This is a genomic window from Stenotrophomonas sp. S41 (genome assembly GCF_016624625.1).
GTDB lineage: Bacteria > Pseudomonadota > Gammaproteobacteria > Xanthomonadales > Xanthomonadaceae > Stenotrophomonas.
In genome coordinates this window covers 1-10994 of the sequence record NZ_JACVTV010000010.1, presented here as the reverse complement: position 1 = coordinate 10994, position 10994 = coordinate 1, and the positions used below count along the sequence as shown (strand labels likewise).

Annotated in this window: 9 protein-coding genes; 3 read left to right on the top strand and 6 right to left on the bottom strand. The window is 68.2% G+C overall.

Annotated elements, in window-relative coordinates:
• Positions 1-37: 37 nt before the first annotated feature.
• Positions 38-2194, bottom strand: coding sequence for a DUF11 domain-containing protein (locus IAE56_RS03955; RefSeq protein ID WP_200751551.1), 2157 nt, complete (start codon positions 2192-2194; stop codon positions 38-40).
• A gap of 314 nt (positions 2195-2508) precedes the next feature.
• Here IAE56_RS03955 and IAE56_RS03950 point away from each other — a divergent pair, with 314 nt between their 5' ends.
• Positions 2509-2871, top strand: a complete 363-nt coding sequence (locus tag IAE56_RS03950; RefSeq protein ID WP_200751550.1) for a helix-turn-helix transcriptional regulator — start codon at positions 2509-2511, stop codon at positions 2869-2871.
• An 18-nt stretch (positions 2872-2889) separates the two neighbouring features.
• Here IAE56_RS03950 and ung read toward each other — a convergent pair whose 3' ends face one another.
• The 5 genes from ung to rhlB all read right to left on the bottom strand — a co-directional run bounded on the left by ung (position 2890) and on the right by rhlB (position 8002).
• Positions 2890-3603 carry a uracil-DNA glycosylase gene (ung, locus tag IAE56_RS03945; RefSeq protein WP_200751549.1) on the bottom strand — a complete coding sequence of 238 codons (714 nt, stop codon included), beginning with the start codon at positions 3601-3603 and terminating at the stop codon, positions 2890-2892.
• Positions 3604-3613: 10 nt separating this feature from the next.
• Positions 3614-4456, bottom strand: coding sequence for a response regulator (locus IAE56_RS03940; RefSeq protein ID WP_200751548.1), 843 nt, complete (start codon positions 4454-4456; stop codon positions 3614-3616).
• 7 nt (positions 4457-4463) lie between these two features.
• Positions 4464-5411, bottom strand: a complete 948-nt coding sequence (ftsX, locus tag IAE56_RS03935) for a permease-like cell division protein FtsX (protein WP_108770204.1) — start codon at positions 5409-5411, stop codon at positions 4464-4466.
• Positions 5412-5414: 3 nt separating this feature from the next.
• Positions 5415-6101, bottom strand: coding sequence for a cell division ATP-binding protein FtsE (gene ftsE / locus IAE56_RS03930; RefSeq protein ID WP_200751547.1), 687 nt, complete (start codon positions 6099-6101; stop codon positions 5415-5417).
• A gap of 173 nt (positions 6102-6274) precedes the next feature.
• Positions 6275-8002, bottom strand: a complete 1728-nt coding sequence (rhlB, locus tag IAE56_RS03925; RefSeq protein WP_200751546.1) for an ATP-dependent RNA helicase RhlB — start codon at positions 8000-8002, stop codon at positions 6275-6277.
• 523 nt (positions 8003-8525) lie between these two features.
• On the opposite strand from rhlB, the gene trxA reads away from it, so the two are divergent.
• Entirely contained in the window at positions 8526-8855 is a 330-nt protein-coding gene (trxA, locus tag IAE56_RS03920; protein ID WP_025878607.1) for a thioredoxin, read from the top strand.
• Between the two features lie 227 nt (positions 8856-9082).
• Complete coding sequence (rho, locus tag IAE56_RS03915) at positions 9083-10837, top strand: transcription termination factor Rho (RefSeq protein ID WP_200751545.1); 1755 nt, start codon at positions 9083-9085, stop codon at positions 10835-10837.
• Positions 10838-10994: the final 157 nt, after the last annotated feature.

Below are 10994 nucleotides of genomic sequence, written 5' to 3'. Positions count from 1 at the left end.
CAGGGCATTCCCCGCGCGCACTGCACCGCACCGCGCGCTAGTAGGCGCCCGGGTTGTTGCTGAAGCTCACTGGCACGCTGATCGTTGCCTGGCCACCGTTGACCAGGTTCACGCCCACGTTCACTGCATTGCCGCCCACCGCGCCGCCACTGGCCGCCGCGCAGGTGCTGCCGCTGGTCGCGCTGCAGGTCCAGGCACCACGCAGGGTGGTGCCGTTGGGCAGGGTGTCGGTGACCGTCGCATTGGTCACCGCATCGGGCCCGTTGTTGACCACCTGCAGCGTGTAGGTCGCCGTGCCACCCGGTGTATAGGTGCCGCTGCCATCGCTCTTGGTGATCGACAGATCGGCCTGCCGCGTCCGGTTGGTGATGCGGCACACCAGGGTGGTGGCGGTGGCGGTCATCGCCGGTGCCTGCAGGGTGAAACTGCCGCCGCTGCCGGACGAGACCACGGTGTTGTTCTGGTCGGTGCACTGCCAGGTGCTGGCATAGCGGGTCAGCGTGGTACCGGCTGCCGCCGCTTCGGCCAACGCATAGCTGCCGCCGGGCACGGTGATGATCGCCGCCGTGGCACCGTTATTGCCGACGTTGCTGGCCGAGCCCACCGTGCTGCCGTTGTAGGTGATGGACAGGTTGAAGCGGCCGGTATCGCTGGTCGGCTGCAGGTCCTTCACCAGCTGCAGGGTGGCGGCGCAGGCCTGGGTCACGCCTTCCACGGTGAACACCGCCTGGCCCACGCGGATGCCGAGCAGGCCGAGCAGGTTGTCGACCACGCCGCCCAGCACGGCGGTCAGCACCGGCGTCACCACCGCATTGACCAGCGTGCGTACCGGCGTCAGCAGCGTGTTGACGATGCCGTTGACCAGGTCGGCCACCGGCAACGGCAGCGACACCGATCCCAGCAGGGTCACCTGTGGATTGCCACTGATGAGCTGGATGTTGAGCGAGTTGACCAGGGTGGATACCAGCGTGGCCGCACTGACCGTGCCGGCGGTGAGCGTGCGTGTCTGTGGATAGGGCCCGGTGAAGCTGGCGCTCTGCAGGCCCGGTGTCGCGGTGGCATAGCCGCGGATGCCCACCGCGATCGGGATGGTGATGTCGGCCACCGGCACCGGGGCGCCCAGCAGGACCACGCCCACCCGCACCTTCACGCTGAGGTTGGTCAGGGTGGCGGTGGTGAGGGCGGTGTCGGTCAGCACGGTGCTGCGGTTGAAGAAGGTGGCGTCGCTGATCTGGCCGACATACAGGTTCACCAGGCCCGGGCGCGCCTGCAGGGTCACCGCGTTGCCGACCAGGTTCACCGCCGAGATCGAGCCTTCGGCGCGTGCGACATCGGCGTAGACCTGCAGGTGCAGCACGTCGGCGCTGACGCTGGTGTTCGACAGCGACACACCCAGCAGGTTGAGCCCGTTCAACGCGGCGGTGAGGGTGCCGGTGTTCAGGCCCTGCACCAGGTCCAGGTCGAGCTTGATGCGGATGGCCGCGCTGTGGAATGCCGCGCCCACCGTGCCGCAGTTGTAGCTCGGCGGTTCGATCACCTGCGCCCACAGGCGCACGTTGGCCACGCCGTTCAGGCCGAGTGCCGCGGTGTTCACCGTGATCGGCGTCGGCGTGGTCAGCACGTTGCGGAAGTTGTAGAGCTGCACGCCGCCGGTCAGCAGGTCGAGCACGTTCAGGCGCACCGTGGCCAGCGAACCGGTCGGCAGCGCGACCTGCAGGATATCGGCCAGGCGGATGCTGCCGGAGGTTCCGGCCACGCCCAGCGGCAGCACGTTCAGCACGTTGGCCGCGGCGGTCTGGCCGTCGGCCTGCAGCACCTGCACCATCGCCGCACGCAGCTGGCCCAGGCTGATGTTGGTATTGAGCACCTGGCTGGGGTCGCTGACGGTGACGCCGCCATTGAGCTGGGTCAGCAGTGCATTCAGATTGACGTTGGCGCCGGCCAGGCTGTTCCAGTCGGCGACGCTGAGATTGAGGCTGGTGCCCGGCAGCAGCGCGCTGAACAGCAGGTTGAGGATCGGGCTCTGGGTGGAATCGACCGAGACCAGGCGCGGCCCGGCGCTGACGCAGGCCCCGGCGGTGCAGGCGGACTGGGCCTGTGCGCGGCCCAGGCAGGAAAGCACTGCCAGGACCACCAGCATCACCAGCGCCTGCCAGCGCAATGACGATGCTTTCACGCCCTTCACATTAACCATGCATCGTTCTCCGCCGATTTTTGGCAGAGGTACGCCGTGGCGACGTGATCAGCGCGTCGTCCTGGAGTAATCGCTCCGCCGGTGTCGCTCCCTGCGTGGGACTGCGTTCATTTCCGGTTCGGTGCGATTAATGCGAGGCAACGAAAGGCCGTCAAACAAGACGGCGTGAAATCGGGGGGAAGAGGCGCTTGCTTGCGCGCAGGAACGACGCGCAGACCTCTTGGAATGCAGACAGGGACAGCAATTCTGTACACGCAGAAAAAGTATTGCTGTCAGGGAAGCAGCGCTTACCGAACATGGAGAGGGGGTGAAAAATGCAGTCGATGTGCGACAGAATCCGGCGAGCCCGACTAACGGCTGGCCTTTCTCAAACACAGTTGGCGTTGCATTGCGGGGTCCGCCGCAGCGCCGTGGCCCAGTGGGAACGTGAGGGCGGCACCGTTCCCAGCGTGCAACATCTGTCGAAACTCGCGATTGTGACGCAGGTCCACTTTGAGTGGCTGGCCACCGGTCGTGGCCCCGGGCGTCCCGACGATGGCGAACTGGCGCCACCGGAGACCGCAGTGGTGGAAGCGGCGCGCAGCCCGCAGGAAAACGCGATCCTGACCCTGCTGCGGCGGTTGCCGCCGCGCAAGCGCCAGGTCGCCCACGCCATCATCGAAATGCTGACCGAGTAACGCCTCGCCCGCGTGCCGTCAGAGTGCAGCGCGCGGCGGCAGTGACCAGTCGATCGGTGCCTTGCCCTGGCGCCGCAGGTACTCGTTGGCCATCGAAAAGTGGTGGCAGCCGAGGAAGCCCCGGTGCGCCGACAACGGCGAGGGGTGCGGCGACTTCAGCACGCGGTGGCGACGGGTGTCGATCACCTTGCCCTTCTTCTGCGCGTACGCGCCCCAGAGCATGAACACCAGGCCGTCGCGCTCGCGGTTGAGCACGTCCACCACGTGATCGGTGAATCCTTCCCAGCCGCGCCCCTGGTGGGCACCGGCCTGGCCCTCCTCCACGGTCAGCACGGCGTTGAGCAGCAGCACGCCGCGCTGGGCCCAGGGCACCAGGCAGCCGTGGTCGGGCCGGGTAATACCGAGGTCGCCCTCGATTTCCTTGTAGATGTTCAGCAGCGACGGCGGTACCGGCACGCCCGGGGCCACCGAGAAGCTCAGGCCATGGGCCTGGCCGCGGCCGTGGTACGGGTCCTGGCCAAGGATCACCACCTTCACCTGCTCGAACGGCGTGGCGTCGAACGCAGCGAAGATCTGCGGGCCCGGCGGAAATACCGCCGCACCAGCAGCCTTGCGCTGGCGCAGGAAGGCGGACAGCTCGCGCATCTGCGGCTGCAACAGGTAATCACCGACGTGCTGCTTCCAGCTCGGTTCCAGCTGGATCGTCGGGGTATCCACTACGTCATCAATCATCGCGCCACTTCTATCGCAACAGGGGTCCATCGTTCAAACGTGCCAGCCGCAGCTGGAACAGCACCTTGGTCACCAGCAGGCGCTCCTCGATCGGCTTGAGCACCAGATCGTTGGCACCGGCCTGCAGCAGCCCGGTCTGGTTGTGCGGGTTGCCGTCGCCGGTCATCACCAGCACCGGCAGGCGGCGCTTGCCGTAGCCGAAATCCACGCGCACGCGCTGCACCACGTCGCGGCCGCTCAGCTCACCCTTCAGGGTGACGTCGGTCAGCACCAGGTCGATGCGGTGGCGGCTGCGGCCCAGCGATTCGGCGGTGAGCAGGGTAAAGGCTTCCTCGGCGCTGACCACGTGCATCACGTTCAGCTGCTGCCGCTCGAGCATCCGCTTGGTCGCTTCGGCCACCACCCGGCTGTCCTCGACATACAGGATGGTGGCGCCGGGAATGGTCTGCGGCTGGACGTAGCCGCGGATGAAGGTCGCCAGCGCCTCGTGGCCCAGCGCCTTGTCGAAATAATCGGTGACGTACTCGGTGAAGCGGCGCTGTTCCAGGTGCTGCTGCGCATCGCCGGAGACCACGATGACCGGCACGTAGGCCTGGCCGGCGGCTTCGCGCACGCTCTTGGCCAGCGCCAGGCCGTCGCCATCGCGCAGGGTCAGCGAGGTGGTCACCAGATCCACCGGACCCTGTGCCAGCACCTGCTGCGCTTCCTCGATGCTGTCGCAGCCGATGACTTCAACGCCCGGCAGGTCACGCTGCAGCACGTCGGCAATCAGCTTGCGCACCAGCTTGGAACCATCGACCACCATCACCCGCGTCGCGGGCCCTTCAAGGTGCTTCAACGCTTGCGGTCGCATGCCGGTCTCAGGTGTCGGTGGGGCGGGTCTGGCGGAGGAAGTGGCCGGTCACCAGCCAGGCACCCAGCCAGCCCAGCAGCAGCGTGCCCAGCAGCACCAGGCTGCCGTGCAGCAGGTCCAGGCCATGCAGCACGAACGGGCTGCCGTAGCTGCGCGACAGATCGGCCAGCGGCGCACGCAGGGCGGTGCCGGCCACGCCGATCAGGGCCAGCGCGACCGCACCGGCGCCCAGGCCATACCAGGCGCCCAGGTACAGGAACGGGCGGCGGATGAAGCCATCGCTGGCGCCCAGCAGCTGCAGCACGCCGATTTCCTCGCGGCGGGCCTGGATGTCCAGGCGCACGGTATTGCCCACCACCAGCGCGGCACCGGCGCCAAGCAGCGCGGACAGCACCTGCACCAGGCGCGCACCGAAGGCCAGCCAGGCATCCAGGCGCTGCCGCCAGAGGGCATCGTGCTGCACCAGGTCGGCACCGGGCAGGCTTTCCAGCGCGCGCGCCAGGCGCGCGTCATCCTGGCCCTGGCCGGGGGTCACCACCAGCAGCGACGGCAGCGGGTTGTCGTTGAGTGCATCGATGGCCTCGCCGAGGCCGGCATCGCGCAGTTCCTGCAGACCCTGTTCGGGCGTGCGCACGGTCACGTTGGCCACGTCCTGGCGGTCGCGCAGCTCGCCGGCCAGGCGCAGCGCGCCCGGGCCATCGACGTCGGCCTTCAGGAACACATTGATGTCGCGCGACTGCTGCACGCTGCCGGCGAACTGCTTGAGGTTGTCCAGGGCGATGGACAGGCCCAGCGGCAGGGCCAGCGCCAGCGCCATGACCATCACCGTCAGCAGGGTCGCCCAGGGCTTGCGGCAGGCGCGGCCCAGGCTGAACACCACGCTGTGCGCGTGATGGTGGAACCACACGCCCAGGCGCGACGGTGCGGCGGCTTCGCTGTTTTCGTTCTTGCCCATGCGTTACTCCGCCAGGTCCTGCGGCGAGATGTCGTCCACCAGCCGGCCATGGTCGAGGATCAGCACGCGCTTGCGCATGCGGCGCAGCAGCGGCAGGTCATGGCTGACCACCAGCACGCTGGTGCCGCGCGAGGGCAGCTCGGCGAACAGGGCCATGATCTCCGCCGCCAGGGTCGGGTCGAGGTTGCCGGTCGGCTCATCGGCCACCAGCAGCTTGGGTTCGCCCACGATCGCGCGGGCGATGCCCACGCGCTGCTGCTCACCGGCCGACAGCTGCGAGGGCAGCGCCTTCTCGCGGTGGCCCAAACCCATGCGTTCCAGCACCGAGCGCACGCGCTTGGCGATGTCGCCGCGGCGGGTGCCGCGCAGGATCAGCGGCAGGGCCACGTTCTCGGCGATGGAGCGGTCCATCAGCAGGCGGTGGTCCTGGTAGACCGCACCGACCGCGCGCCGGTGGCGCGGGATGTCACCGCCGCGCACCTTCAGCAGGTTGCGCTCGTCGAACACCACGGCGCCGCGGCTGGGCCGCTCGTCGAGGTGGATCAACTTGAGCAGGGTGCTTTTGCCCGCCCCGGAATGGCCGGTGACGAACAGCATTTCGCCGGGGGCTACTTCGAAGCTGACATCGGTCAGGGCTTCGTGGCCACCGGCGTACTGTTTGCTGACATTGTCGAAGCGCAGGACACTCATGCCCCGATTATGCAGGAGCCGCGCGACGGATCGGTAGCGCCGGGCCATGCCCGGCGAAAACCTTCCGGTCCGGTGGGTGCCGACCGTTGGTGGTGGGTGCCGACCGTTGGTCGGCACGCCGTTAAAGCCACCCGACCAACGGTCGGGTGCTACCCGCTGATCGGCAGCGCCGATCAGCTGCCCGACAGCATCCGGCGGATCTTGCGGCCGATACGGGTCAGGAACGAATCACCGGTGTCGGCGGCCGTACGCACCGGCTTGGCGACCACCTGCACCGGGGTGACCGGGCTGGCGCCATTGCCGGCGGTGTTCTGCGCGCCCTCGGCACCTTCGACCGGACGGCCGTGGCGACGACGACGGCGCTTGCGCGTCTTGTGCTCGCCATCGGCGGCACCTTCCGGCGCGCCTTCGGCACGCGGCGGGCGCGGCGGACGCGGGGCCTGGGCAGCGGCGCCTTCGGCACCGGCGACCGGCGCGGCAGCAGCCTGCTCGCCTTCCACGCGCGGCTTGCGCGGGCCACGCGAACGGCGTTCGCCGCTGCGCTCACCGTCGCGACCACCACGGCCACCACCGCCGCTGCCGGAACGGCCGCCACTGCGGCCACCGCCACGACGCTCTTCCTCGGCGGCGCGGGCTTCGCGCGCTTCGCGGAAGATCTGGCCGACGCTTTCGTTGTCGTCGCCTTCCTCGCCTTCGGCCGGGGCCGGGCGTTCCGGGCGCGGCAGCGGGGTCATCAGTTCCTTGGTGACCGGCTCGGACGGAATCTTCTGCTCGATGTACGCCTCGATGTCCGGCAGGCCCATCGCGTAGCGCTCGCAGGCGAAGCTGATCGCATCACCCTCTTCGCCCAGGCGCGCGGTACGGCCGATGCGGTGCACGTAGTCTTCGGCGTCGAACGGCAGGTCGTAGTTGTAGACGTACTTGATGCCGTCGATGTGCAGGCCGCGGGCGGCCACGTCGGTGGCCACCAGGATCTCCAGCTGGCCCTTCTGGAAGCGGTTGAGCAGGCTCTCGCGCTTCTTCTGCGGCACGTCGCCGGACAGCACGCCGACGCGGTAGCCGGCCTTTTCCAGCGAACGGGCCACGCGCTCGACGAACACCTTGGTGTTGACGAAGACCATGGTGCGCGCGCCTTCGCTGCGCGACAGCAGGCCCAGCAGCAGCGGGATCTTCTCGTCATCGGCCGGGAAGTAGATGCGCTGGCGCACGCGCGCGGCGGTGATGGTCTCGGCTTCGACCACCAGCTTCTGCGGCTCGTTCATGTGCTCGTAGGCCAGCTCCAGCACGCGGTGGCTGAGGGTGGCGCTGAACAGCAGGGTCTGGCGGGTGGTGCGCTCCGGCATGCGGCGCAGCAGGAAGCGGATGTCCTTGATGAAGCCCAGGTCGAACATGCGGTCGGCTTCGTCCAGCACGCAGATCTCGCAGGCGTGCAGCGAGACCACCTTGTGCTGCTTCACGTAGTCGATCAGGCGGCCCGGGGTGGCGATGATGACGTCCACGCCCTGCTGCAGCAGCTCGCGCTGCTTGTCGTAATCAACGCCGCCGTAGACCAGGGCGAAACGCAGGCCCAGGTCAGAACCGAACTTCACCGCATCCTTGTGGATCTGGATGGCCAGTTCGCGGGTCGGGGCCAGGATCAGCGCGCGCGGATCTTCCGGCTTGCGGTCGGCCAGCGCCGGACGCGTCAGCAGGCGGTTCACGACAGCGACCAGGAAGGCCAGCGTCTTGCCGGTGCCGGTCTGCGCCTGGCCGGCCACATCACCGCCGGGCAGCGCGACCGGCAGGGTCAGCGCTTGGATCGGGGTGCAGCGGGTGAATCCGGCTCCTTCAAGACCAGCCTGCAGGGCCGGATGCAGCTCGAAGGAGGAAAAGGTCAAATCGGTCAGCGGTTTGTCGCTCATGTGTCCGTCTTGGTATGGCCGCCGGCCCACGGGGCGGCTGGCACTTCAGCGTCTAGGGGAACCGTCGCAAACTGCGTCCCCTGCGGCGGGTTGGCAGGCTGGGACCACCCGGTCCGCGCGCCGCACAATGCCCCAGTTTAACGCACTCGGGCCGGCAAACCGGAACCACCTGTCTCACCACCCCGGGAGACGCCGGCCCCCTACCCGCCCTTCACCCAGCCGCACGCCACTTGAACGGCCCCGCCAGGGCCACTGGCCCCGCCCCGGTGACACCCCCATGTTCTCCAAGACAGTGAAATCCGACACATACCGGGCTGGGACACGATCACGATACGCTGGGTTCCAGCCAGCAACTGTCCCCGCCGCGCGATAGGGGTACACTGCCGGCCGTGAGCGTCCAGGCATCCCGCCGAACGCACCGCGGCAGACCGCCGCGAGGCAACGACGAGGGTCGCGCCACCGGGCATGGCCCAGTTCACCCACCTCCGGCCTGGCCGGGTGCAATCCAAGACGAGAAACCAAGATGAGCGACAAGGTTGTACACGTCGGCGATGCCGACTTTGATAGCGCCGTGCTGAATTCCAAGGAACCGGTGCTGGTCGATTTCTGGGCCGAGTGGTGTGGCCCCTGCAAGATGATCGCCCCCGCGCTGGACGAACTGGCCGACGCCTACCAGGGCCGCGCCAAGATCGCCAAGGTCAACGTCGACAACAACCGTGCGCTGGCCGCCAAGTACCACGTGCGTTCGATCCCGTACCTGGTCGTGTTCAAAGACGGCGAAAAGGTCGGCGAGCAGATCGGTGCGGTGGGCAAGGCCCAGCTGGCCGGCCTGCTGGACAAGGCCCTGGCCTGATCCTGCTGTTCCACGGCAGCCGCTGACCGCGGCTGCCGCTGGGCGCCCCGCGCCCACATGAATGCAGTTCCCGGTGACCCTTGCACGGCGCCGCTGGCCGATGATAGTGTCGGCATATCCGGCCGCGTTCGCGTGCCGCACCCTCTGGACGCAGTTTCTTCCAGACCCATTCCCAACGTTCGCCGCCCCAGCCGGGCGCTCGCACCTTCAAGCGAGGAATAACGCTCTTGTCCGATAACACTCCCGAAACCGGCAGCGCCGATGCGCCCGCCGAAAAGCGCGTGCGCAAGCCCCGCGTGAGCAAGGCAGCCGCTCCGGCCGCCGCCGAAACCAGCGCTGCCCCCGCGCAGCCGACCCTGCCGCTGGCAGCCGCGCCCGAAGCGCCGGCACCGGCCGCAGCCGCCCCCGCGCCGAGCGCGCCCGCCGCTGAAGCCCCCGCCTCCGGCGGCGGTGAAGGTGGCGAAGGCCGCGAATCCGGCCAGCGCCAGCAGAACCACCAGGGCGGTGGCCAGAACCAGGGCCAGGGCCAGAACAACAACCCCTACAACCAGGGTGGCCAGAACGGCCAGCAGGGCCAGGGCAACCGCCGCGACCGCTTCCGCAACCGTCGCGACCGCGACCGTGGTGGCCGTGGCCGCGATGACGGCATGCCGCAGGACGGCGGCGAGCAGCAGCCCTTCGTGCCGCGCCCGCACGCCAACGTGCCGGAAGGCTTCCCGGTCTACTCGCTGAGCGACCTCAAGCGCATGCCGGCGCAGAAGCTGCTGGAAATCGCCGAGCAGCTGCAGATCTCCGAAGGCGTCGCCCGCGCCCGCAAGCAGGACGTCATCTTCGCCCTGCTGAAGGTGCTGACCCGCCACGGTGACGGCGTCGCCGCCGACGGCGTGCTGGAAATCCTGCCCGACGGCTTCGGCTTCCTGCGCGCGGCCGAGGCCAGCTACCTGGCCGGCCCGGACGACACCTACATCTCGCCCAGCCAGATCCGCCGCTTCAACCTGCGCACCGGCGACCACATCTCCGGCCGCATCCGCTTCCCGAAGGACGGCGAGCGCTACTTCGCACTGAACATCGTCGACACCATCAACGGTGAGCCGATCGAAGCGTCGAAGAACAAGGTGCTGTTCGAGAACCTGACCCCGCTGTTCCCGCGTCGCCGCTTCACCCTGGAGCGCGGCAACGGTTCGTCGGAAGACATCACCGGCCGCATCCTCGACCTGATGGCGCCGCAGGGCAAGGGCCAGCGCTCGCTCATCGTTTCCCAGCCGAAGGCCGGCAAGACGATGATGATGCAGCAGGTGGCCACGGCCATCACCACCAACCATCCGGACGTGCACCTGATCGTGCTGCTGATCGACGAGCGCCCGGAAGAAGTGACCGAAATGCAGCGCACCGTGCGCGGCGAGGTCATCAGCTCGACCTTCGACGAGCCGGCCGCGCGCCACGTGCAGGTGGCCGAAATGGTCATCGAGCGCGCCAAGCGCCTGGTCGAGCACAAGAAGGACGTGGTGATCCTGCTGGACTCCATCACCCGCCTGGCCCGCGCCTACAACAACGTGGTGCCGAGCTCGGGCAAGGTGCTGACCGGTGGTGTGGACGCCAACGCCCTGCACCGCCCGAAGCGCTTCTTCGGTGCCGCGCGCAACGTGGAAGAAGGCGGCAGCCTGACCATCATCGCCACCGCGCTGGTCGACACCGGCTCGAAGATGGACGAGGTGATCTACGAAGAGTTCAAGGGCACCGGCAACAGCGAAGTGCACCTGAGCCGTCGCATCGCTGAAAAGCGCGTGTTCCCGGCCATCGACATCAACCGTTCCGGCACCCGCCGCGAAGACCTGCTGATCGAACCGGAACTGCTGCAGAAGATCTGGATCCTGCGCAAGCTGCTGCATCCGATGGATGAAATGGCCGCGATGGAATTCCTGCTGGACAAGATGAAGAACACCAAGTCCAACGACGAGTTCTTCGGTTCCATGAAGCGATAAGAGAAAAGCCCCGCACTGCGGGGCTTTTTTTTGCCTTCGGGATGGCCCATCCACGCATGGCGTGGCTCTACTGCGTTCGCCGGGCATGGCCCGGCAGCACGGATCCACCGGTAGCGGGGGGGGGGGGCCCGCCGGGCGGGGGGGGGGGGCGGGGGGT